Annotated in this window: 19 protein-coding genes; 7 read left to right on the top strand and 12 right to left on the bottom strand. The window is 66.9% G+C overall.

Features of this window, described 5'->3' with window-relative positions:
- Window positions 1-6: 6 nt before the first annotated feature.
- Genes ylqF through ACNH6H_RS12745 form a run of 5 tightly spaced genes read right to left on the bottom strand, consistent with a single transcriptional unit; the run spans window position 7 to window position 5,107 of the window.
- Window positions 7-972 carry a ribosome biogenesis GTPase YlqF gene (ylqF, locus tag ACNH6H_RS12765; RefSeq protein WP_418318158.1) on the bottom strand — a complete coding sequence of 322 codons (966 nt, stop codon included), beginning with the start codon at window positions 970-972 and terminating at the stop codon, window positions 7-9.
- Between the two features lie 59 nt (window positions 973-1,031).
- Window positions 1,032-1,769 (bottom strand): glutathione S-transferase, encoded by a 738-nt coding sequence (locus ACNH6H_RS12760; protein WP_418318156.1) that lies wholly within the window; start codon window positions 1,767-1,769, stop codon window positions 1,032-1,034.
- 4 nt (window positions 1,770-1,773) lie between these two features.
- Window positions 1,774-2,583, bottom strand: coding sequence for a gamma-glutamyl-gamma-aminobutyrate hydrolase family protein (locus ACNH6H_RS12755; RefSeq protein WP_418318155.1), 810 nt, complete (start codon window positions 2,581-2,583; stop codon window positions 1,774-1,776).
- 6 nt (window positions 2,584-2,589) lie between these two features.
- A complete protein-coding gene (locus ACNH6H_RS12750) occupies window positions 2,590-3,723 on the bottom strand; it encodes an iron-containing alcohol dehydrogenase (RefSeq protein ID WP_418318153.1) in 1,134 nt (377 codons plus the stop codon).
- Window positions 3,724-3,733: 10 nt separating this feature from the next.
- Window positions 3,734-5,107 (bottom strand): glutamine synthetase family protein, encoded by a 1,374-nt coding sequence (locus tag ACNH6H_RS12745; protein WP_418318152.1) that lies wholly within the window; start codon window positions 5,105-5,107, stop codon window positions 3,734-3,736.
- Window positions 5,108-5,331: 224 nt separating this feature from the next.
- Between ACNH6H_RS12745 and ACNH6H_RS12740 the strand changes: the two genes are divergently transcribed.
- Complete coding sequence (locus ACNH6H_RS12740; RefSeq protein ID WP_418318150.1) at window positions 5,332-6,999, top strand: Na/Pi cotransporter family protein; 1,668 nt, start codon at window positions 5,332-5,334, stop codon at window positions 6,997-6,999.
- Between the two features lie 19 nt (window positions 7,000-7,018).
- On the opposite strand, the gene mgtE is transcribed toward ACNH6H_RS12740, so the two are convergent.
- Window positions 7,019-8,386: a magnesium transporter gene (gene mgtE, locus ACNH6H_RS12735; RefSeq protein ID WP_418318148.1), complete on the bottom strand. Its 1,368-nt coding sequence runs from the start codon at window positions 8,384-8,386 to the stop codon at window positions 7,019-7,021.
- Between the two features lie 119 nt (window positions 8,387-8,505).
- Here mgtE and ACNH6H_RS12730 point away from each other — a divergent pair, with 119 nt between their 5' ends.
- Entirely contained in the window at window positions 8,506-9,549 is a 1,044-nt protein-coding gene (locus tag ACNH6H_RS12730) for a sodium:calcium antiporter (RefSeq protein ID WP_418318147.1), read from the top strand.
- Window positions 9,550-9,561: 12 nt separating this feature from the next.
- Here the strand turns inward: ACNH6H_RS12730 and ACNH6H_RS12725 are convergent, their stop codons facing one another.
- Window positions 9,562-10,791: a PQQ-dependent sugar dehydrogenase gene (locus ACNH6H_RS12725; RefSeq protein WP_418318145.1), complete on the bottom strand. Its 1,230-nt coding sequence runs from the start codon at window positions 10,789-10,791 to the stop codon at window positions 9,562-9,564.
- A 100-nt stretch (window positions 10,792-10,891) separates the two neighbouring features.
- Window positions 10,892-11,776 carry an amidohydrolase family protein gene (locus ACNH6H_RS12720; protein ID WP_418318143.1) on the bottom strand — a complete coding sequence of 295 codons (885 nt, stop codon included), beginning with the start codon at window positions 11,774-11,776 and terminating at the stop codon, window positions 10,892-10,894.
- Window positions 11,777-11,965: 189 nt separating this feature from the next.
- Here ACNH6H_RS12720 and ACNH6H_RS12715 point away from each other — a divergent pair, with 189 nt between their 5' ends.
- From ACNH6H_RS12715 to ACNH6H_RS12700, 4 genes are read left to right on the top strand one after another with little or no spacing between them, the layout of a single operon-like run.
- Window positions 11,966-12,778: a crotonase/enoyl-CoA hydratase family protein gene (locus ACNH6H_RS12715; protein ID WP_418318142.1), complete on the top strand. Its 813-nt coding sequence runs from the start codon at window positions 11,966-11,968 to the stop codon at window positions 12,776-12,778.
- An 11-nt stretch (window positions 12,779-12,789) separates the two neighbouring features.
- On the top strand, window positions 12,790-14,649 hold the full coding sequence (locus tag ACNH6H_RS12710) for a feruloyl-CoA synthase (protein ID WP_418318141.1): 1,860 nt from the start codon (window positions 12,790-12,792) through the stop codon (window positions 14,647-14,649).
- A 40-nt stretch (window positions 14,650-14,689) separates the two neighbouring features.
- Window positions 14,690-16,477 (top strand): acyl-CoA dehydrogenase family protein, encoded by a 1,788-nt coding sequence (locus ACNH6H_RS12705; protein ID WP_418318140.1) that lies wholly within the window; start codon window positions 14,690-14,692, stop codon window positions 16,475-16,477.
- Window positions 16,478-16,525: 48 nt separating this feature from the next.
- Window positions 16,526-16,996 carry a MarR family winged helix-turn-helix transcriptional regulator gene (locus ACNH6H_RS12700; RefSeq protein WP_418318138.1) on the top strand — a complete coding sequence of 157 codons (471 nt, stop codon included), beginning with the start codon at window positions 16,526-16,528 and terminating at the stop codon, window positions 16,994-16,996.
- A 22-nt stretch (window positions 16,997-17,018) separates the two neighbouring features.
- Here ACNH6H_RS12700 and ACNH6H_RS12695 read toward each other — a convergent pair whose 3' ends face one another.
- Complete coding sequence (locus ACNH6H_RS12695; RefSeq protein WP_418318137.1) at window positions 17,019-17,819, bottom strand: aldolase/citrate lyase family protein; 801 nt, start codon at window positions 17,817-17,819, stop codon at window positions 17,019-17,021.
- 250 nt (window positions 17,820-18,069) lie between these two features.
- On the opposite strand from ACNH6H_RS12695, the gene ACNH6H_RS12690 reads away from it, so the two are divergent.
- Window positions 18,070-19,398 carry an HD domain-containing phosphohydrolase gene (locus tag ACNH6H_RS12690; protein ID WP_418318136.1) on the top strand — a complete coding sequence of 443 codons (1,329 nt, stop codon included), beginning with the start codon at window positions 18,070-18,072 and terminating at the stop codon, window positions 19,396-19,398.
- A gap of 61 nt (window positions 19,399-19,459) precedes the next feature.
- On the opposite strand, the gene ACNH6H_RS12685 is transcribed toward ACNH6H_RS12690, so the two are convergent.
- The 3 genes from ACNH6H_RS12685 to ACNH6H_RS12675 form a co-directional block, all read right to left on the bottom strand.
- A complete protein-coding gene (locus ACNH6H_RS12685) occupies window positions 19,460-20,971 on the bottom strand; it encodes a tripartite tricarboxylate transporter permease (protein ID WP_418318135.1) in 1,512 nt (503 codons plus the stop codon).
- 10 nt (window positions 20,972-20,981) lie between these two features.
- Complete coding sequence (locus ACNH6H_RS12680) at window positions 20,982-21,437, bottom strand: tripartite tricarboxylate transporter TctB family protein (protein WP_418318134.1); 456 nt, start codon at window positions 21,435-21,437, stop codon at window positions 20,982-20,984.
- Between the two features lie 259 nt (window positions 21,438-21,696).
- On the bottom strand, window positions 21,697-22,134 hold the full coding sequence (locus tag ACNH6H_RS12675; protein WP_418318132.1) for a DUF6691 family protein: 438 nt from the start codon (window positions 22,132-22,134) through the stop codon (window positions 21,697-21,699).
- Window positions 22,135-22,138: the final 4 nt, after the last annotated feature.

Genomic DNA, 22,138 nt, shown 5'->3' with positions numbered 1-22,138 from the left:
CCGGCTTCAGCTCGCGTCAGCGTCGTCTTCAGCAGTGCGCCGCTTGCCGGATCGCCGATCGCGTTTCGCCTTGCGCTCGGCCTCCCGTTCGGCCTCGCGCTGTTGTGCGGCGGCCAGCCACTGCTCGAATTGCTGCGGCGTTTCCAGCGTGATCCGGCCCCAAGCGCCGGCGCGGAAATCATTGATCACCGCCTCTGCCGCCTTCTGCAGGTCGACCTGGCCGCCAGCCTTCAGCCCGCCGCGCCGCCGGCCGATCGCCAGCAGCAGCGCATCGACCGGCGTCTGCCGGGCATCGAGCTGCGCCGCATCGAGTTTGTAACGCGCGGCGAGGCGATCGGCATAGGGTTCGCGCACGCGCGCCAGCAGTTCGAGCGCGACCTCCTGCTCGTCGTAGGCGTTGCGGCCGATGCCGCCGCTGGCGGCAAGGTTGTAGCCGCTTTCTTCGACGATGATCCGCGGCCACAACATGCCGGGTGTGTCGAACAGGTAGAAATCGTCGGCGAGCACGATCTTCTGTTCGAGCTTGGTGATGCCGGGCTCGTCGCCGGTCCGTGTCTTGCGCTGGCCGACCAGCGTATTGATCAGCGTCGACTTGCCGACATTCGGAATGCCGCAGATCAGCACCCGCAGCGGCTTGACCATGCCGCCGCGCAACGGCGCCAGCTCGCGGCAGGCAGCGATCAGCCGCCGCGCCGGCGCGGTATCGCCGGCATCGAGCGCGATCGCACGGGTGCCTGGCATCGCCTGGTAGTGCGCCAGCCAGGCTTCGGTGGCATCGGGATCGGCCAGATCCTGCTTGTTCAGGATCTTCAGTCCCGGCTTGTGCTGCGTCAGCTCGGCGAGCAGCGGATTGGCGCTGGAGCCGGGCAGCCGTGCATCGAGCATCTCGATCACGACATCGATGTCGGGAATGCGTTCGACGATCGCCTTCTTCGTCGAATGCATGTGGCCCGGAAACCACTGGATCGGCATGGGGTGTGGACAGCGCTGGTTGGTCGCCGCGAGTTGCGGCGTATCGGGCGATTGTCGCGTCAGCCCGCGCCCAGATCGAGTTCGGGATAGTGGCGGAAGATGCCGTGTTCGTTGAAAGGCAGCCGGCGCTCGCTGCGCAGGTAGGCAGCAACCTTCGACTGACCGGCGACCCGGTCATGCAGTGCCACGACCTTCGGTGTCGATGCCAGCACCTGTTCGGTGGTCCGCGGAAAGGCATGGCGCAGCCCTTCGACGACCTGGAACAGCGACAGATCCGCATAACTGAGCCGCGCGCCGGCCAGGTGCCGCGGCCCGGCCGGGTTGCGCGCCAGGATGGTCTCGAACCAGGCCAGGAATTTCGGCATCCGATGGCGGCAGAAATCGCCGGCACGGCGCAGCGCCTCGGCCTTCTGGTCTTCGTAATAAAGACCGGGGCCGACCGGATGGTGGGTATCGTGAACCTCGTCGACCAGGTCGCCGATCGTCAGCTGGATCTGCTGCGTCCAGGCCCGCACCTGCGCGCTGCGGCCGACCAGTTTCAAGTCTGGGGCGAGGTGCTGCAGGATTGCCGCGGTCTGGCCGATCCACAGGTCACCATCCTTCAGGAAGGGCGGTGCCAACGGCGGGAACGGCAGCTTGTCGGACTGCATCAGCGCAAGCATCTGCTGCATGCCGCGTTGCGGATCGCCGGCATCGCGGGCGACATCGCGGTACGGCGCGCCGGCCGCCTCCAGCGCAAGCCGGACAAATTCGCCGCGGCCCGGGATCGTCGGCCAATAAAACAGTTCGTAGGCCATCGTGTCAGGCGGTGAGCGCACGGGTCGCCCGTGCGGCAAGCAGGAAGTCGCGCAGCATCGGCGCATCGTCGAATACCGTCGGGTCGCCCGGCGCATGGAATTCCGGATGCCATTGCACGGCGGCGACATAGGTTTCGCCGCGCAGACGCACCGCCTCGATGATGCCGTCGTCGGGGCAACGCGCCTCGGCGACCAGCCCCGGCGCGAGGTCCTTGATCGCCTGGTGGTGGATGCTGTTGATGCGGCCGCGCTGCAGCCCCGGATACAGCTCGGCAAGCCGGGTACCGGGCAGGATCTCGACCGCATGCTGGTTGCGCTCGTAGTGTTCGGCATTGACGTGTTTCTGTGCGTCAGGCCGCTGCGTCGGCACATCCTGGTACAGCGTGCCGCCGAAGGCGACATTGATCAGCTGCAGCCCGCGGCAGATGCCGAACACCGGTTTGCCGGCGTCGACGAAGGCATTGACCAGCGCCATCTCGTAGCGGTCGCGCACCGCATCGCCGGCCCAGGCCGGATCGAGCGGCTGCTCGCCATACGAATGCGGCGACAAGTCGTTGCCGCCCTGCAGCACCAACGCGTCGAGCGAATCGGCATAGTGGCGCAGGTTCAGGTCGTCGGCGGCGGTGACGCTTTGCGCATCGACCGCTGGAATCATCATCGGCAGCGCGCCGCCGCGCAGCAGCCAGTGCGCGACCGACTGCTCGAGGTAATGCAGCGTGCGTGTCCAGATGCCGCCGAGGTCGAGAACCGGATTGGCCGGGTAATAGATGCGCGCGGAGACGCCGATGCGCAGATGGGGGCGGAGAAAGGGCATGTCGGTTCAAAGGGCCTGTTCAAAAAATCGTCGGTAGTCGGCCGCGGTGGCCGGGCGCGGGTTGGTGCGGCCGCAGAAATCGGCCGCCGCCAGCTCGACCAACCGGTCGAGCTGCTGCGGCTCGACGCCGTGAGCGGCCAGCCCGCCGGTGATGCCGATCCGCTGCTTCAGATCCTTCAGCCACGGCAGCAGCGCGGCACCGCCGCCGGACAGGCCGGCGGCATGCGCCAGTTCATCGAAGCGCGCCGGCACCGCCTCGTGATTCCACGCCAGCACCGGTTCGATCATCAGCGCATTGGCGAGCCCGTGGTGCATGCCGCAGACCGCGCCGAGCGCATGGGCGCAGGCATGGACCGAGCCGAGGTCTTTCTGGAAAGCGACCGCACCCATCATGCTGCTGATCAACATGTCGGCGCGGGCCTGCAGGTTGGCCGGCTCGGCAACCGCCAGCGCCAGCGAACGCGCGCCGAGGCGCAATCCCTCGAGCGCGATGCCGTCGCACATCGGATGCCAGGCCGGCGACAGATAACTTTCGATGTTGTGGGTCAGCGCATCGAAACCGGTCGCCGCGGTGACGGCCGGCGGCAGGCCGACCGTCAATTCGGGATCGGCAAAGACGACCTTCGCCAGCAGCTGCGGCGCGAAGACCGTGCGCTTGATGCCGCTGCCGGTTTCGGAAACCACCGCCGAGCGGCCGACCTCGCTGCCGGTGCCGGCGGTTGTCGGCAACAGCACCAGCCACGGCAGCACCGCGCTGATGGCACGCGGCTGCGGATGGTCCCATGCGTAGTCGAGCACGTCGCCGTCGTGCACCGCCATCAAGGCAACCAGTTTCGCGACATCGAGCGCGGCGCCGCCGCCGAAGCCGACCACGCAGTCGGCGCCGTGCGCCGCGTACGCCCCGCTGCCGGCAGCGACCTGGTCGGTGGTCGGATTGCCGAAGACACCGTCGAAAACCGCAGGCTGCAGTTCGTCGAGCAGCGAACGGAATTCGGCGAACGACGGCAAGGCCGCCAGCGCCCGGTCGGTGACGATCAGCGGCCGGCACAGGCCGCGCTCGTGCAGATGGTCGGCGACCAGGCGGCGGGCGCCGACGCCGAACCGGATGTCGGTCGGAAAGGCAAAACGGGAGATGCTCATCGCGGCGGTGTCAGATGATCTCGAGATAACGTTTCAGTTCCCAGTCGGTGACCGCATCCTGCCACTGCCGGTGCTCCCACTCGCGGGTCGCGGCGAAATGGTCGACGAAGCTGTCGCCGAGAAAATCGCGGGCGATCTCCGATCGGCTGAAGATGCGCGTCGTCTCGATCAGCGAGCGCGGCGCGCGCGGCACGTTTTCCGCGCCCTGGTTGGTGCCGGTGATCGGCGGCGCATCGAGCGTCAGGCCCTGCTCGACGCCGTGCAGGCCGGCCGCGATCACCGCGGCCATCGCCAGGTACGGGTTGACGTCGGCGCCCGGACAGCGGGTCTCGAGCCGCATCGATTTGGCCGAGCCGGCGATCACGCGAAAACTCGCGGTCCGGTTGTCGATGCCCCAGGTCGGCTTGACCGGCGCCCAGAAACCGTCGACGAGCCGCTTGTAGCTGTTGATCGTCGGCCAGAACATCGGCGCAAACTCCATCAGGCAGGCGACCTGACCGGCAACATAACTCTCGAACAGCTTGCTCATCCGACGTGGCGACTTCGCGTCGAAGAACAGATTCGTCTTGCCGTCCGACAGGCTCTGGTGGATGTGGCCGGAGCAGCCGGGCAGATCGGCGTTCCATTTCGCCATGAAACTCGGCATCACGCCATGGCGCTTGCCGAGTTCGCGCGCGCCGGTCTTGAACAGGATTGCGCGGTCGGCCTGCTCGAGCGCCGGGCTGAAGACGATCGCCGCCTCGTAGACACCGGGGCCGGTTTCGGTATGCAGGCCTTCGAGCGGCACGCCGAAGGCCGCCATCTCGTCCATCAGCGCGTTGAAGAACGGCTGCCGATCGGCCATCCGCAACAGCGAATAACCGAACATGCCGGGGGTGATCGGCGTCGGCGCGACGCCGCGCTTGTCGGCCCAGCTCTGTGGCGTCTCGGCAAAATTGAACCACTCGAACTCGAAGCCGGTCAGCACCTGCAGGCCGCGCCGCTCGGCGCGCGCCAGCACCCGCTTCAGCGTCTGCCGCGGGCACAGCGGGTAGGCGCTGCCGTCGGGCGAGATGAATTCGCCGAGGAAAAACGGCACGTTGTTGTCCCATGGCACATGGCGGGCGGTGTCGAGGTCGAGCCGCGCCAGCGCGTCGGGAAAGCCGTGCTGCCAGCCGGTGGCCTGCGTATTGTCGTAGCACTGGTCGCCGCTGTCCCAGCCGAAAACGACGTCGCAGAAACCGAAGCCGCCTTTCGGATACGGCTCGGCAGCGGCGAGGAACTTGTCGCGGTGCAGATATTTGCCGCGCAGGATGCCGTCGATATCGCTGACCGCGACCTTCACTTTCGCCGCCTTGCCGATGCGGATCGCGGCCACGGCCGGATGCTCTTTGCTGGTTGCCATCGCAGGTGTCCGATTGTTGCTGCAGGGGTTGGCGTGGCTGCCATCATGCGCGAGCACGGCATGCGATGTCCATCTCGACCGCAGCAAGACCGGCGACTTCGTGGCACGATGCTGTCAACGGTATTTGGCCTACTGGACAATCGACAACGCGAGCCTTCCAATCGCTGCCGCGTCAACCGGCTCACGAGCGGCCCATTGATCGGCACATCCGCACCCACCACCAATTGATCCATCTCCTCAACCTGCTCGCCGCCATCGCCCTGCTCGTCTGGGGCACCCACATCGTGCGAACCGGGATGCTCGGCGTTTTCGGGGAGAACCTGCGCCATGTGCTGGCGCGCAGTTTCGGCAACCGTTTCCGCTCGATGCTGGCCGGCATCGCGGTGACCAGCCTGGTGCAGTCGAGCACCGCGACCTGCCTGATCGTTGCATCGTTTGTCGGCTCGGGCCTGGTCGGCACCGCGGCGGCATTGGCGGTGATGCTCGGCGCCGACGTCGGCACCGCGGTGATGACGCTGGTCTTCTCGTTCGACCTGTCGTGGATCTCGCCGCTGCTGATCCTGGTCGGCGTCGTGATGTTCATCTCGCGGCAAAACTCCAGCGTCGGCCGCTTCGGCAGGGTGCTGATCGGGCTCGGCCTGATCACGCTGGCGCTGCAGCTGATCGTCGGCGCAACGCGGCCTTTGACCGATGCGCCCGAGGTGCGTGCGCTGCTCGCCGCGATGCCGCAGGAGGTCTCGTTGGAGATCGTCGTCGGCGCGACGCTGGTCGTGCTCGCCTACAGCAGCCTGGCGATCGTGCTGCTCAGCGCGACACTGGCCGCGCAGGGCATCCTGCCGGCAGGTGTTGCGATGGGGCTGGTGCTCGGCGCCAACATCGGCAGCGGGGTACTGGCGATGATCGTCACCGGCAGCGGCAAACCCGAGCTGCGGCGGCTGCCGCTCGGCAATTTCCTGTTCAAGCTGACCGGCGTGCTGGTCGTCGTGCCGTTCCTGCCGCAGCTGCAGCTGCTGGCCACGCAATGGATACCGTCGGTCACCCACCAGGTGGTCGGTTTCCACCTCGCCTTCAACGTGCTGATGGCGCTGGTCTTCATCGGCTTCGTCGGGCCGATGGCCAAGCTGGTCGAGAAGCTGCTGCGTGCGCGCCCGGTGGCCGCCTCCGAGCGTCCGCGGCATCTCGATCCGGTGGCGCTCGCAACCCCGTCGCTGGCGATCAGCTGCGCGGCGCGCGAGGCGCTGCACCAGGCCGACATCGTCGAGACGATGCTGCGCGGCATGTTGCCGGTGATGCGCAACAACGACCTCGATCTGGCGGAACGGTTGCGCCGCATGGACGACACCGTCGACGAGCTGTATTCGGCGATCAAGTTCTACCTGACGCAGATCTCGCGTGAGGCGCTGTCCGAACGCGAGGGCCGGCGCTGGGCCGACGTCGTCAGCTTCACGATCAACATGGAGCAGATCGGCGACAGCATCGAACGTGCGCTGCAGGATCTCGAGGACAAGAAGATCCGCAAGAACCGGCGCTTTTCGGACGCCGGCATGGCCGAGATCTGCCACCTGCATGACCGGCTGCTGTCGAACCTGCGGCTGGCGATGAGCGTCTTTCTCGACGGCCATGTGCGCGACGCGCAGCGGCTGCTCGAGGAAAAGGCGAGATTCCGCGACCTCGAGCATGAATATGCCGCCAACCACCTCGCGCGCCTGCAGGACAACCGCGCGCAGAGCATCGAGACCAGTTCGCTGCACCTCGACCTGATCAGCGAACTGAAACGCATCAATTCGCACATCTGCTCGATCGCCTACCCGATCCTCGAATCGGCCGGTGTGCTGGCGGCAACCCGCATCCGCGAATCGCAACTCGCGGCGGCCGAAGAAATCCCGGGCTGAGGCTGCTCGGCCGCCCGGATCAGATCAGCAGCAGGCTACCGAGGCCGAGGAAGACGCCGAAGCCGACCGCATCGGTCAGCGCCACCAGCACGACGCCGCCGGCCAGCGCCGGATCGACACCGAGCCGCGACAGCAGCATCGGTATCCCGGTGCCGGCGAAGACACCCATCATCAGGTTCAGGATCACCGCGGTCGCAAAAACCGCCGACAGCGCCGGGTTGCCGAACCACGCAAGCGCGACCGCCGCAACGACCAGCGCCCACAACAGGCCGTTCAGGCCGCCGACCGCCAGTTCGCGGCGCAGCAATCGCCAGCGCGTGCTGCCGTGCACCTGGTCGAGCGCGATCGCGCGGATCACCAGCGCCATGCTCTGCGTGCCCGCCACCCCACCCATGCTGGCAACCACCGGCATCAGCACCGCCAGCGCCACCAGCTGGTCGATCGTCTCGTCGAACAGGCTGATGATCGCCGCGGCGATCAGCGCATTGACGAGGTTGACGCCGAGCCAGACCGCGCGGCGGCGGCTGGCGACCAGCGTCGGAGCAAAGGTGTCGGTTTCGTTGTCGAGGCCGGTATTGGCGAGCTGCGAACGCTCCGCCTGCGCACGCAGCACATCGACGACATCGTCGACGGTGATGCGGCCGATCAGCCGGCCGGCATCGTCGACCACCGCGGCCGACAGCAGGTTGTGGTCCTCGAAGCGGCGTGCGACATCGGCCGCCGACAGGTCGACCGGCAGCGCCTGGTCCTGCCGCGTCATCACCTCGCGCACCGGCCGGTCGCCATCGTTGACCAGCAGGTCGGCGAGTTCGACCATCCCGAGATAGCGGCCACTGTCGTCGGTGACCATCAGCGCATGCAGGTGTTCGGGCAACGCACCCTGTTGCTCGCGATGGCGGCGCAGCGTCGCGGCGGCCGATGCGACGTCGGCGTCGGGCCGCACGCTGACCGGGTCGGCGTCCATCAGGCCGCCGGCGCAATCGTCCGGATAGACACGCAGCGCGTCGAAACGCTGGCGGCGTTCCTGCGGCATCCGCTCGAGCACACTGCGCAGCACCTCCGGCGGCAGGTCGGCATCGATGTCGGACAGATCGTCGAGATCGAGGCCCTGCACCGCATCGGCCAGCGTCTGTGCATCGGTCGCCTCGATCAACCCGCGCCGCACCTCGCCGTGCGACTCGACCAGCACCTGGCCGCGCCGCTGCGCGGTGATGTTGTTCCATAAAACCAGCCGCGGCTCGCTGTCCAGTGCCTCCAGCACATCGGCGAGCGCGCTGCCGTCGAGGTCGGCAATCTTTGCGCACAGCCGCTCGGGCTTGCCGGCGGCTGCCTCGTCGAGCGCGTTTTGCAGTTGCTCGTGCCAGCGCGCGCGAGCCTCGTCGGTCATATCAACTGGGTGGGTTGGAGTCATCGTCTGATCTGACCAGATCGCGGCGATGGCCGCCAGCAATGCCCTGCCAAAGCGGCGGGGAACTTTGCCGGCGCGGCGGCACTCGTTCAGTCCACGTGATCTCGATCCCCGACTTCAACCAGCTGCCATTGGCCGGCAATGCTGCCCTGTTTGCCGCAGCCGCAGCGGTGATCGGGGTATCCGGCTGGTTTCTTGCAGCGGCCGCGAATCGACTTGCCGACCGCACCGGCCTCGGCGAGGCGGTCGCCGGCGCGATCTTCCTCGGTGCGACGACCTCATTGCCCGGCAGCATCACCTCGCTGACCGCCGCGATCGACGGCCGTGCCGCATTTGCCGTCAGCAACGGCCTTGGCGGCATTGCCGCGCAGACCGCCTTCATCGCGATCGCCGACATCAGCTACCGGCGCGCCAACCTCGAGCATGCGGCGGCGTCGCTGCCGAACATCATGCAGGGTTCGCTGCTGGTCGTGATGCTGGCAATGATTGCGTTGGCCATCGCGGCCCCGCCGTTCACCGTCGCCGGCGTGCACCCGGTCAGCGTGACGCTGGTGGTCGGTTATCTGGTCGGCCTGAAACTGGTGCACCGCGTGCACCGCAAGCCGATGTGGACGCCGCGCTCGACCAAGGAGACGCGGCATGACGAGCCGGAACCGGAAGCCGAACAGCAGGCGCTGGCGCCGCTGATCGGGCGTTTTGCCGCACTGGCCGTGACGGTCGGCGTCGCCGGCTGGCTGATCGCGCGCACCGGCCTCGCGCTGGCGGCACAGACCGGCCTGTCGGACAGCGCGGTCGGCGGCGTGCTGACGGCGCTGTCGACCTCGCTGCCTGAACTCGTCACCGCGCTCGCCGCGGTGCGCCAGGGAGCGCTGACGCTGGCCGTCGGCGACATCATCGGCGGCAATGTCTTCGATACGCTGTTCGTCGCAATCGCCGATATCGCCTACCGCGGTGGCTCGGTGCTGCATGCCGACGGGCTCGGCTCGATCACGCTGATCACCAGCGCCGCGCTGCTGCAGACCGGCATCCTGCTGGTCGCGCTGTTGCACCGCCAGCAGCGTGGCCTGGCCAATGTCGGCGTCGACAGCATGCTGATGATGGGCATCTACCTCGGCCTGGTGCTGCTGCTGTTCAACAGCTGAGCGGCGGCTCGCTCAGCGCGCTGGCACGACTTTCAGCAGAGAACCGTCGCGCTCATCGGTCACGAGGTACAAGGCCCCGTCCGGCCCCTGGCGGACATCGCGGATGCGCTGGTTGCGATCGGTCAGCAGGTGTTCCTCGGCAACGACGCGCTCGCCGTCGATGACCAGCCGTACCAGCGCCTTGCCGCCCAGCCCGCCGACGAACAGGTTGCCGCGCCAGGCCGGAAACAGCTCGCCGTCGTACCACTGCGCGCCGGACGGTGCGATCACCGGATCCCAGTAATAGACCGGCTGCTCGAGGCCGGCGCGCGCGGTGCTGCCATCACCGACCGGCCGGCCGGAATATTCCTCGCCATAGGTGATCAGCGGCCAGCCGTAGTTCTTGCCCTTGTCGATCAGGTTCAGTTCGTCGCCGCCGCGCGGGCCCATCTCGACCGTCCACAGCCGGCCTCGCGGATCGAATGCCGCGGCCTGCACATTGCGGTGGCCGAGCGTCCAGATTTCCGGCCGCGCGCCGTCGCGGCCGACAAACGGGTTGTCGGCCGGCGATGCGCCGTCGGCGGTGATGCGCAGCAGCTTGCCGAAATGGCTGCCGAGTTGCTGCGCTTGCGGACGCGCCGCGACGTCGGAGCGTTCGCCGAGGGTCACGTACAACATGTCGTCCGGGCCGAACGCCAGCCGCGAGCCGTAGTGCATGTGGTTGTTCCAGCTCGGCACGGTGCGCAGGATCACCCGCACCTGTTCGACCCGCCGGTTATCTGCCGACAGCCGGCCGCGGGCGACTGCGGTCGCATTGCCATCCTGCCGCGGCTCGGTATAACTCCAGAAGATCGTGCGATCGCTTGCAAACGACGGGCCGAGCGCGATGTCGAGCAGGCCGCCCTGACGGCCGGCATCGATCGCCGGCAATCCTTCGATCGGCTCGGAAACCTGGCCGCCAGCCGAGATGTGGCGCATCCGGCCGGGCCGCTCGCTGACCAGGAAGCCGCCATCGGGCAGCGGTTCGACCGACCACGGATGAACCAGCCCGCTGGCGACGACGCTGACCTTGACCGCAGCGCTCGGCACCGCGGCGCACGCGCGCGTCTGGCCGGCAAACGCCGGCCGCTGCGATGGCGAACTGGCGGCGCCGCGCTCGAGTGGGGTGCATGGTGCGGCGGCCTGCGCCAGTGCCGCTGTGCTGCCGAGTGCCAGAGCGGCGGCGATCACCGTGCGCTGGAAGAAGAAGGAGGTGCTTGTCATGGGCGGAAGCTGGTTGCTGCTCGAATCGGCATGGCCATCGTGCAGCATCGATGGGCCGGAGCAAAACGTGGGGTCATCGACCGGGGATATGGGCTGATCGTCAGCCCGCACCCGAGGCGAACTCGCCGAGACCGAGCAGCCGCATCGCATTGCGTTTCAGGATCAGCGGCTTGACCTCGTCCTTGAAACCCGCCTCCTCGAAATCCGCCATCCAGCGGTCGGGCGCGATCAGCGGGAAATCGCTGCCGAACAGGATGCGGTCCTTCAGCAGCGTGTTGCAGTACTGGACCAGCTGCTTCGGAAAATATTTCGGGCTCCAGCCGGACAGGTCGATCCAGATGTTGGGCTTGTGCATCGCCAGCGACAGCGCCTCGTCCTGCCATGGCCACGACGGATGGGCGACGATGATCTGCATGTCGGGGAAGGCGATCGCGACATCCTCGAGCAGCATCGGGTTCGAGTTCTGCAGCCGCAGGCCCCCGCCGCAGCGCATGCCGCTGCCGATGCCCGAATGGCCGCTGTGGAAAACCGCCGGCAGCTTGTATTCGTTGATCACTTCGTAGATCGGCCAGGCCATCTTGTCGGCCGGCTCGAAGCCCTGCACCGTCGGGTGGAACTTGAAGCCATTGACGCCATGCTGCTCGACCAGCCGGCGCGCCTCGCGGCCGCCGTATTTGCCTTTGTGCGGGTCGATGCTGCCGAAGGCAATCATGATGTCCGGATTCGCTGCCGCTGCGTCGGCGATCTCCTCGTTGCTGATGCGCCGGCGGCCGAGTTGCGATTCGGCATCGACGGTGAAATTGACGAAGCCGATCTTCTTCTCGCGGTAGAAGTCGATCGTCTCCTGCATCGTCGGCCGGCGGCTCGAGCGGAAATATTTGTCGGCCGCACGGTCGTATTCCTCGCCGTAGTTGTCGAAGGGGTTGCGGCACGACACCTCGAGGTGCGTGTGGGTGTCGATCGCGATCAGCTCGTCGGTATTCATGGTCGTGGGCCCTGCGGTTGGCTTCTAGGAGACACTGTAGTTCAACTACGCAACTACTTCGATGGTTCGGTCGCCGCCTTTTGAACACATTCTCACAGCAAACCAGCAACCGGAACCTAGGGTTTCCCCTGACCATGTAGTTTCGATTGTGAACTAATATTCGCCGCATCGAATCCGACGGACACGCCCATGACCACGACCTTCCAACCCGCGACCGGCCTGCTGGCATCGCTCGATCTGCTGCAGATCACGCTCGACGGCCCGGTCATCCATGTCCGGCTGAACCGGCCGGCCAAGCGCAATTCGATCAGCGACCCGCTGATCCAGCAACTGCACACCTGCTTCGTCAACCTGCCCGAGCAGGTCAAGGCAGCGGTCGTCAGCGGCGAAGGCGCCCATTTCTGCGCCGGCCTCGACCTGTCGGAACTGGTCGAACGCGACATCGGCGGCGCCGTGCTCCATTCGCGGATGTGGCATGCCGCTTTCGACGCGATCCAGTTCGCCCGCGTGCCGGTGGTCGCGGTGCTGCACGGCGCAGTCGTCGGTGGCGGGCTCGAGCTGGCGTCGAGTTGCCACATCCGGGTCGCTGAGCAGTCGGCCTATTTCGGCCTGCCAGAAGGCCAGCGCGGCATCTTCGTCGGCGGCGGCGGTTCGGTGCGCATCCCGCGGTTGATCGGCGTCGCCCGGATGAGCGACCTGATGCTGACCGGCCGCGTCTTCGATGCGCAGGAAGGTGCGCAGATGGGGCTGGTCAGTTATGTCGTCGCCGACGGCGCGGGGCTGGAAAAAGGCATCGCGCTGGCCCGACGCATCGCGACCAATGCACCGATGTCGAACTATGCGGTCACCCATGTGCTGCCGCGAATTGCGGATCAGGCGCAATCCGAAGGTCTGATGACCGAGGCGCTGATGGCTGCGGTCGCCGAAAGCACACCCGACGCGCAGGATCGGCTGCGCGCCTTCCTCGAAGGTCGTGCCGGCAAGGTCGTCAAATCATCATGAGCAGCGCCGCGATGCCCCGCTACCGCGACGCCCGGGTCGGCGGTTGTGTCGAAGCGCGCATCGAACGCCGTCCCGACGGCAGCACGCTGCTGCGTTCGGCCGACCCGTTGGGCGCGTATCCCGAACGGCTGACCGACAGCCTCGAACAATGGGCGCAGGAGGCGCCCGACCGCACCCTGATCGCGCAGCGCGCGCCAGGCGGCGGCGACTGGATCAGGCTCAGCTACGCGCAGATGCTGCAGCGTGTGAAAAGCGTCGCGCAGGCGCTGGTCGATCTGCAGCTGTCGGTCGACCGGCCGGTGGCCATCCTGTCCGACAACGACATCGAACACCTGACGCTGGCGCTCGCCTCGATGTGGGCCGGCGTGCCGTATGCGCCGATCTCCAGCGCCTATTCACTGGTCTCGCAGGACTACGCGAAGCTGCGCCACATCATTGGCACCGTGACACCGGGGCTGGTCTTCGCCAGCGGGCCGGCCTACGCCAAGGCGATCCAGGCGGTCGTCGGCGACGACGTCACGGTGGTGCTGAGCGAAGGCGCGATCGACGGCCGGCAGACCCGTTCGTTCGCCAGCCTGCTCGAAACCGAGCCGAATGCTTCGCTCGAGCAGGCGCACGCCAAGGTCGATGCCGACACGATCGCGAAATTCCTGTTCACGTCGGGTTCGACGAAGGCGCCGAAAGGCGTCATAAACACCCACCGGATGTTGTGCGCCAACCAGCAGATGATTCGCCAGTGCCTGGGTTTCCTGGCCGAGGAGCCGCCGGTGCTGGTCGACTGGCTGCCGTGGAACCACACCTTCGGCGGCAACCACAATGTCGGCATCACGCTGGTCAACGGCGGCACGCTCTACATCGACGACGGCAAGCCGACGCCCAAGGGCATGGCGGCGACGCTGCGCAACCTGCGCGAGATCTCGCCGACGGTCTATTTCAACGTGCCGAAAGGTTTCGACGAACTGGCCACCGCGATGGACAGCGATACCGCGCTGCGCGACAGCCTGTTCAAGCGCTGCAAGGTCTTCATGTTCGCCGGCGCCGGCTTGAGCCAGGCGGTCTGGGACAAGCTCGATGCGCATGGCGAGGCGGCCACCGGCGAGCGGGTCCGCATCATCACCGGCCTCGGCATGACCGAAACCGCGCCGAGCTGCACCTTCGCGGTCGGCACCGACGTGCGCTCCGGCCACATCGGCCTGCCGGTTCCGGGCGTCGAGGTCAAGCTGGTGAAGGACGCCAGCACCGGCGACAAGACCGAGATCCGCTTCCGCGGCCCGAACGTGATGCCGGGTTACTGGCGCGCGCCGGAGCAGACCCGCGACGCCTTCGACGAAGAGGGCTACTACCGCACCGGCGACGCGGTGACCTGGGTCGACCCGACCGACCCGCAGCGCGGCCTGCTGTTCGACGGCCGCACGGCGGAGGACTTCAAGCTCGACACCGGCACCTTCGTCAGCGTCGGCCCGCTTCGCGCGAAGATCGTGCTGGCCGGCGACCCCTGCGTGCAGGACGCGGTGATCACCGGCATCAACCGCGGCGAGGTCGGCGCACTGCTGTTCCCGCGCCCCGACGAATGCCGCAAGCTGGCCGGCGCACCGGCCGAGATGCCGCTGCCCGAGGTGCTGCAGTTGCCGGCACTGCGGGCCTTTTTCCAGTCACTGGCCAATCGCCTGTGGGCCGACTCGAGTGGCAGCGCCAACCGCGTTGCCCGCTTGCAGGTGCTGACGGAACCGCCGGCGATCGATGCCGGCGAACTGACCGACAAGGGTTCGATCAACCAGCGCGCGGTGCTGGCAAACCGGGCCGCGCTGGTCGAAGCGATGTACCGCGACGGCGTGCCAGAGCCGACGCGTTTCGTTCCGTCGACGCGCTGAGACCCGCAGGCATCTGAACCCAGGACCGAGAACCGACCCGATGTGGACCTACCAGGCCCCGGTGGCCGACATGTTGTTCCTGATGACCCGCGTCCTCGATGCGCCCGCCTCATGGGCATCGATCACCGCATTCGAGGACCTCGACGCCGATACCGCGCGCGAGGTCGTCGAACAGGCGGCGCGTTTTGCCGGCGAGGTGCTGGCGCCGATCAACGGCAGTGGCGACCTCGCAGGCTGCAACTGGACCAGCGACGGTGTCGCGACGCCGGCTGGTTATCGCGAAGCCTACGCGGCCTTCGTCGACGGCGGCTGGCCGGCGCTGGCCTGCGCGCCCGATGCCGGCGGGCAGGGTCTGCCGCAACTGCTCAACGCAGCGCTGTTCGAGATGCTGGCCGCAGCCAACCATGCCTGGACGATGTACCCCGGCCTGCTGCACGGTGCCTACGAGGTGCTGCAGGCGCATGCCGATCCGGCCTTGCGCGAGCGTTATCTGGCCAAGGTCACGTCGGGCGAATGGTTGTCGACGATGTGCCTGACCGAGCCGCAGGCCGGCAGCGATCTCGGGCTGGTGCGCACCCGTGCCGACCTGGCGGGTGGTGAAGCGGCGAACGGCGCGCCGGTGCTTGTCAGCGGCAACAAGATCTTCATCTCCGGCGGCGACCATGACCTGAGCGACAACATCGTCCACCTGGTCTTGTGCCGGCTTGCCGATGCGCCGGCCCGTACCAAGGGGCTGTCGCTGGCGATCGTTCCGAAGATCCTGCCCGACGGCCGCCGCAATGCGGTGTTCTGCGACGGCATCGAGAAGAAGATGGGCATCAAGGGCAGCGCGACCTGCCAGATGCGCTTCGAGCGCGCAGAAGGCTGGCTGATCGCCGAACCGAACCGCGGGCTGGCGGCGATGTTCCTGATGATGAATGCCGCGCGGCTGCACGTTGCGCTGCAAGGCGTCGGCCACCTCGAGGCGGCGACCCAGAATGCGCGGCGCTACGCCAACGAGCGCCTGCAGATGCGCGCCGCGCAGCGGCCGGCCGGGGTGGCGGCAACGGCGGCCGATCCGATCGCCTTCCATCCGGCGATGCGGCGCACGCTGCTGAGCCTGCAGGCCCGCACCGATGCCTGCCGCCTGATCGCCTACTGGACCGCCTTGCTGCTCGACGAACATCAACAGCATCCGGATCCGCAACGCCGCAAGCTGGCCGGTGGCCATGTCGCCCTGCTGACACCGGTTGCCAAGGCCTTGTTCACCGATCTGGGCCACCGCAGTGCCGACGAGGCGCTGCAGGTCTGGGGCGGCTACGGTTATGTGCATGAATTCGGCATCGAGCAGAGCGTTCGCGATTCCCGGATCGCGATGATCTACGAGGGCACCAACGAGATCCAGGCGATCGACCTGGTGCAGCGCAAGCTGCTCGACGACGGCGGCGCCCGCAGCGATGCCTTGATCGCAGAACTCGCCGCCGAAGTCGATGCCTGCCGCGCGGTGCCGGCACTGCAGCCGTTCGCGGACGCGCTGGCCGGCCAGTTGCAGAACTGGCGCGTCGTTCGCGAGGCCCTGCAGCGCGGCGCCGCCGACGACCCCGAATGGCCGTTGCGGGTCGCCGACGATGTGCTCAACGGCATCGGCCATGCGCTGATGTGCTGGGCCTGGGCGCGCATCGCCCGTTGTGCGAGCGACCCGCAGCGCGCACCGGCGGCCGGTGGCCGCGGCGCAGAGGATTGGCAGCAATCGGCACGTTTCGGCCTCGACTGGTTGCTGCCGCAGGCGCAGGTGCACTGGGCCCGCGCGCGGCAAGCCGATGCCGCGCTGCCGTTTGTCGCGGCCTGAAGCGGATCGAAGCGAAACACCGGACCGACAAGCCAAGATGCCGAACCGATGACCGACAGCGAAGAACCCTCCGACGATGGCGCCAATGGCGAGCTCGGGCTCGGCCCCTTGGGCGACCTGCTCGGCTTTCACCTCGCACGCGCGACGCTGACGACGACCGCGCTGTTCGAGCGTCACATCGGCAAGCCCTTCGGCCTCAGCAAGGTCGAATTCTCGATGCTGATGCTGCTGCTCGCCAACGGCCCGCTGAACCCGAAGCGGCTGGCGCATGCCCTGGCATTGACGCCGCCGAAGATGACGATGCTGCTCGACCGCATGCAGGCGCGTGAGCTGCTGCGCCGCGAACGCAGTGAAATCGACCGCCGCTCGCAGAATGTCGTCTTGACCGCCGAGGGCGAACGGATTGCCCGAGGCAGCGCAGCGGCGGCACCGGCATCGGAAGCTGCGCTGAACGGTCGCCTCAGCCGCGCCGAGCGGGCGATGCTGCTCGAACTGCTCGACAAGGTGGCGGGCGGCTGAGACAAGCCCGCCCCCGATCCACTCAGCCCTGCGGCGACTTGAAGCGCGCGCTCAGCGCATCGGCTGCACGTGCCAGCAGCACCAGATCGGCGCCCACGGCCACAAAGCTGCAGCCCATGTCGAGGTAGTGCCGCGCCAGTTTTTCATCGCCGGTCAGAAAACCGCTCGGCTTGCCGGCGGCGTGGATGCGCTTCATCGCCGCATCGATCGCGCTGATCACCTCCGGGTGCGACGGCTGGCCCAGATATCCCATCGATGCCGACAGGTCGCCGGGACCGATGAAGATGCCGTCGACGCCCGGCACCGCGGCGATCGCCTCGATCTCGTCGAGCGCCGCGGTCGTCTCGACCTGCACCAGCACGCAGATTTCCTCGTGCGCACCTTGCCAATAGCCGGGTATGCGGCCGAAATTGGTCGCCCGCGATGCGCTGGCGAAACCGCGCACGCCGTGCGGCGGATAACGCGTCGCGGCCACCGCATCGGCGGCCTCCTGCGCGTTCTGCACATACGGAATCAGAAAACTCTGCACGCCGACGTCGAGCAGGCGCTTGATCGTCACCGTGTCGTTCCACGGCGGGCGCACCACCGGCGTCGTCGCCGGGCGGCCCATCAAGGCCTGCAGCTGCGCATGCAACAGCGGCATGTCGTTCGGCGAATGCTCCATGTCGACCAGCATCCAGTCGAAGCCGGAACCAGCCACCACCTCGACGGCGACCGAGCTGGCCAGGCTGTTCCAGATGCCGATCTGCACCTGGCCGGCGGCCAGCGCGCGCTTGAAACGGTTGATCGGTATGCCCGTCGGGCTGACGTCGGATCGGCTCATGCGGTTTGTCCTCAGGAACAGTGGGAGCGCTCGCCAGGGCTGCAGCGGGGCATCGGAACTTGATTCTAGGGTTCAGCTTCCGACCGCAACCTGAGGTGACGTCGCACCGCCGAGGTGCGTTCTCGCGCACACAGGCAGAATCGGTGTTTGCCACCGGCATCCGGGCCTCCCGATTCGACCCCCCACGTTCGAACCGGTTCGCGATGCGGATTTCGGTCCGCAAGATGTCCGAACCAGCTAGATTCCAAACATGACGAAATCACCCGAGGGACAGTCTCCCTCGCCATCCGACTCGCCGACGCTGCTTTGCGTCGACAAGGAGCCGGCTACTCTGGCCTCGCTGCAGCGGCTGTTCGAGTCGTCGAACTACCGGGTAGCGGTCGCCGACAGCGGCGCGGCTGCGCTGCAGCACCTGGAAGCCAATCCGGTCGATATCCTGATCGCCGACATGCGTCTGAGCGACATGGAAGGCACCGAGCTGCTGGCCCGGGTGCGCGAGCGCTGGCCGGCGACCGAACGTTTTCTGCTGACCGTGAAGGCCGACGTCTCGTTGCTGATCGATGCGATCAACCAGGGGCTGATATCGCGCTTCATCACCAAGCCGCTGGAAGAGGACACGCTGCTGCGCATCGTCGGTGACGCGCTGGCGGGTCAGGCCCGGCAACGCCTGGTCGCCGAAATGGCAAAACGGCGCAACGAGGAGTTGCGGGCGCTGAATTCCAGCCTCGAGCAGAACGTCAATGCCAACAGCGAGGAACTGGCAGCCGCGAATGCACGGCTGAAAGAAAACCTGATCGTCACGCTGAAGGTATTTTCAAGCCTGATCGAGACACGCCACGAACGGCTGGCCGGCCATGCGCGCCGGGTTGCCGACCTGGCACGCCGGCTGGCAATCAAGCTGAAGCTCGAGCCGGCGCTGGTGCGGGAGATCTTTTTTGCCGCGCTGCTGCACGAAATCGGCAAGCTCGGCTTTTCCGACCAGTTGCTGAATACGCCGGTCGGCGTGATGACACCACAGCAGGCACGCGAATACCGGCAGCACCCGCAACGCGCCGAACAGCTGCTGATGCCGCTGCAGGATCTGCGCGGCGCAGCCGGCGCGATCGCCGCACAGCTCGAGCGTTTCGACGGCACCGGCTACCCGAACCAGCTGAAAGGCCGCGAGATCCTGGTCGGCGCCCGCATCCTGTCGGTCTGCACCGATTACGACAATCTGCAGATCGGCATGCTGGCGCCGCGCGAATCGACACCGAAGGAGGCGCTGGCGGTGATCGTCGCCGCGCGCGGCAAGCGCTACGACCCGTGGATCGTTGATGCCTTTGCCGAGCTGGTCGCTGACGTTGCGGAAAATCTGACGGTTGCCGACCCGGCTGCGCCGCACGAGATCGTGCTCAGCGCGGGCGGCCTGGCCGAGGGCATGCTGCTGGCGCGCGATCTGGTGGCGCCAAACGGCGTGATGATGTTGTCGGCCGGTTTTCCGCTCGACAGCCGGCTGATCAGCAAGATCGCCGCATTCGAGCGCTCGATCGGCGAGAAGCTGACGATCTACATTCGCAAGGACGAGCCGGCGCCGGCCTGAAAAAAAAACCGCGGCAAGCCGCGGTTTCTTGTGATGCATGGCCGGCCGCAGCCGGCCTTGCTCAGTCTTCTTCCTTGAACGCGACTTCGCGCTTCTGCTTGATCGACGGCAGCGCGACGATCACCAGCAGCATCAACGCGACGAACAGCAGCGATGCCGACAGCGGCTTGGTCACGAAGGTGGTCCAGTCGCCGCGGCTCAGCAGCAACGCGCGGCGCAGGTTTTCCTCCATCATCGGCCCGAGGATGAAGCCGAGCAGCAGCGGCGCGGCCTCGCAGTTCAGCTTGTAGAGCAGGTAGCCGAAGACCGTGAAGCCGGCGGCGACGAAGAGGTCGAAATTGTTGTTGTTCAGCGTATACAGACCGATGCCGCAGAACACGACGATCGCCGGGAACAGGAAGCGGTAGGGCACCGTCAGCAGCCTGATCCAGATGCCGATCAGCGGCAGGTTCAGGATGATCAGCATGAAGTTGCCGACCCACATCGATGCGATGAGGCCCCAGAACAGCTCCGGGTTGCTGGTCATCACCTGCGGGCCCGGCTGGATGCCCTTGATCGTCATCGCGCCGATCATCAGCGCCATCACCGCATTCGACGGGATGCCGAGCGTCAGCATCGGGATGAAGCTGGTCTGCGAGCCGGCGTTGTTCGCGCTTTCCGGGCCTGCCACACCCTGGATCGCACCCTGGCCGAACGGCACCGACGGGTTTTTCACCAGCTTCTTCTCGAGCGTGTACGACGCGAACGACGACAGCAGCGCACCGCCACCGGGCAACACGCCGAGCACCGAACCGATTGCGGTACCGCGCAGCACCGACGGCCAGGCCTCCTGGAAATCCTTCTTGGTCGGCCACAGGCCCTTCACGTCCTTCGTGAACACCTCGCGGTGCTCGGCCGGGCGTCCCAGGTTGGCGATGATCTCGCCGAAGCCGAAAATGCCCATCGCGATCACGACGAAGCCGATGCCGTCGGTCAGTTCCGGGATGTCGAAGCTGTAACGCGGCACGCCGGAAATCACGTCGGTATTGATCTGGCCGAGCAGCAGGCCGAAGATGATCATGCCGATCGCCTTGATCAGCGAGCCCGAGGCCAGCACCACCGCGCCGATCAGGCCGAGCACCATCAGCGAGAAATATTCGGCCGGGCCGAACTTGAACGCGAGTTCGGTCAGCACCGGCGCGAAACCGGCGATCACCAGCGTCGCGACGCTGCCGGCAAAAAACGAGCCGAGGCCGGCGGCGGCCAGCGCAGGGCCGGCGCGGCCCTTGCGCGCCATCGCATAACCGTCGATCGCGGTCACCACCGACGAGGCTTCACCAGGCACGTTGATCAGGATCGCGGTGGTCGAGCCACCGTACTGCGCGCCGTAGTAGATGCCGGCCAGCATGATCAGCGCCGGCGTGGCGTCCAGCGCGTAAACGGTCGGCAGCAGCATCGCGATCGTCGCCAGCGGGCCGAGGCCCGGCAGCACGCCGATCAAGGTGCCGAGCAACGCGCCGAGCAGCGCGTAGCCGAGGTTCTGCAGCGAGACCGCGACGGTCAGGCCGAGATAGAGGTTACTCAGGAGTTCCATTTGCGCAGCCTCAGCCGATGAAGGTGGGCCACAGCGGGATCACCAGGTTCAATCCGTAGATGAAGACCGCCCAGCTGCCGATCGTCAGGATCGCGGCATTGAGCAGCACCTCGCCGAGGTGGAATTCGTCACCGGCGAGCGCCGAGGTCAGCACCAGCAGCGGCAGCGCGATCGCCATGCCGAGGTGCGGCAGCGTAAATGCGAACAGGATGATCGAGCCGACGATGATCGACAACGGCTTCCACGCGATCTTGCCGATCGGGCCTTCGTGTTTGGACGCCAGCGAACCGACCAGCACCATCGCGCCGATGATCGCCAGCAGCAGGCCGAGGCCGAACGGGAAATAGCCCGGACCGGGCCGTGCCGCGGAGCCGAAGCTGTAGTTTGTTGCGCCGACGCTGAAGCCGAGCCCGACCACGATGTACAGGACCCCGCTCCAGAAGTCCTGCTGGTTCTTGATTTTCATCCCTCTCCCCTCACTGTCGTCGGCGGCCCGAGGCCCCTTGTCACCGCGCCCGAGTCGAGTTCGAGATCGCAGATGGTCTGTTCATCTCGGGCGCTGCATTACCAGAACCCGTTCGCCCTGCTTGCGAGGGCATGCCCGGACGTTTCCGCCGGACCCAGGATTGTCCTAGGAAAAGGGGTTCTTGACGACTGGGTGTTGTGGGAGTGTTGCAGTCGGGCCGACCTGCGGTTAACCGCAATATCAGTGGGAGAAAACCCTGTTATGCCTTGGCGGGCGTTGCAGCCTCGCGCCGTTTCAGCAACTCGAACATCGCCATCCCGGCGAGCATCGCCAATACGAAGACCAGCGCCTTGACGTGGCCCATGCCGAGCGCCACCAGCGCCGGGCCCGGGCAGAAGCCGGCGATGCCCCAGCCGACGCCGAACAGCACCGAGCCGCCGATCAGGCGGCGGTCAAGGCCGCTGGCGGTCGGCAGCTTCATATCCAGGCCGATCAGCGAGGTATTGCGGCGGCGTGCGATCGCGAAGGCAACGACACCGACCGCGATCGCGCCGGCCATCACGAAGGCCAGCGACGGATCCCATTGGCCGGCAAGATCGAGAAAACCGAGCACCTTGGCCGGATTGGCCATGCCGGAGACGATCAGTCCGATGCCGAAGACCAGTCCGGCGAGCCAGGAAGTGACGAGATACAACATGACG

Origin of the sequence: Pseudideonella sakaiensis (assembly GCF_048320135.1) — a bacterium.
GTDB classification, from domain to species: domain Bacteria; phylum Pseudomonadota; class Gammaproteobacteria; order Burkholderiales; family Burkholderiaceae_C; genus Ideonella_A; species Ideonella_A sakaiensis_A.
The sequence above is the reverse complement of the archived record's forward strand: the minus strand, read 5'-3'. Positions and strand labels throughout refer to the sequence as shown.

Bases quoted from the DNA above. Each gene is read 5' to 3' on its own strand.
- ACNH6H_RS12725 (WP_418318145.1), bottom strand. From the start codon at position 10,791: ATGACAAGCACCTCCTTCTTCTTCCAGCGCACGGTGATCGCCGCCGCT.
- ACNH6H_RS12695 (WP_418318137.1), bottom strand. From the start codon at position 17,819: ATGAGCCGATCCGACGTCAGCCCGACGGGCATACCGATCAACCGTTTC.
- ACNH6H_RS12685 (WP_418318135.1), bottom strand. From the start codon at position 20,971: ATGGAACTCCTGAGTAACCTCTATCTCGGCCTGACCGTCGCGGTCTCG.
- ACNH6H_RS12675 (WP_418318132.1), bottom strand. From the start codon at position 22,134: ATGTTGTATCTCGTCACTTCCTGGCTCGCCGGACTGGTCTTCGGCATC.
- ACNH6H_RS12750 (WP_418318153.1), bottom strand. From the start codon at position 3,723: ATGAGCATCTCCCGTTTTGCCTTTCCGACCGACATCCGGTTCGGCGTC.
- ACNH6H_RS12680 (WP_418318134.1), bottom strand. From the start codon at position 21,437: ATGAAAATCAAGAACCAGCAGGACTTCTGGAGCGGGGTCCTGTACATC.
- ylqF (WP_418318158.1), bottom strand. From the start codon at position 972: ATGCCGATCCAGTGGTTTCCGGGCCACATGCATTCGACGAAGAAGGCG.
- ACNH6H_RS12690 (WP_418318136.1), top strand. From the start codon at position 18,070: ATGACGAAATCACCCGAGGGACAGTCTCCCTCGCCATCCGACTCGCCG.
- ACNH6H_RS12715 (WP_418318142.1), top strand. From the start codon at position 11,966: ATGACCACGACCTTCCAACCCGCGACCGGCCTGCTGGCATCGCTCGAT.
- ACNH6H_RS12745 (WP_418318152.1), bottom strand. From the start codon at position 5,107: ATGGCAACCAGCAAAGAGCATCCGGCCGTGGCCGCGATCCGCATCGGC.
- ACNH6H_RS12710 (WP_418318141.1), top strand. From the start codon at position 12,790: ATGCCCCGCTACCGCGACGCCCGGGTCGGCGGTTGTGTCGAAGCGCGC.
- mgtE (WP_418318148.1), bottom strand. From the start codon at position 8,386: ATGACCGACGAGGCTCGCGCGCGCTGGCACGAGCAACTGCAAAACGCG.
- ACNH6H_RS12705 (WP_418318140.1), top strand. From the start codon at position 14,690: ATGTGGACCTACCAGGCCCCGGTGGCCGACATGTTGTTCCTGATGACC.
- ACNH6H_RS12700 (WP_418318138.1), top strand. From the start codon at position 16,526: ATGACCGACAGCGAAGAACCCTCCGACGATGGCGCCAATGGCGAGCTC.
- ACNH6H_RS12755 (WP_418318155.1), bottom strand. From the start codon at position 2,583: ATGCCCTTTCTCCGCCCCCATCTGCGCATCGGCGTCTCCGCGCGCATC.
- ACNH6H_RS12760 (WP_418318156.1), bottom strand. From the start codon at position 1,769: ATGGCCTACGAACTGTTTTATTGGCCGACGATCCCGGGCCGCGGCGAA.
- ACNH6H_RS12720 (WP_418318143.1), bottom strand. From the start codon at position 11,776: ATGAATACCGACGAGCTGATCGCGATCGACACCCACACGCACCTCGAG.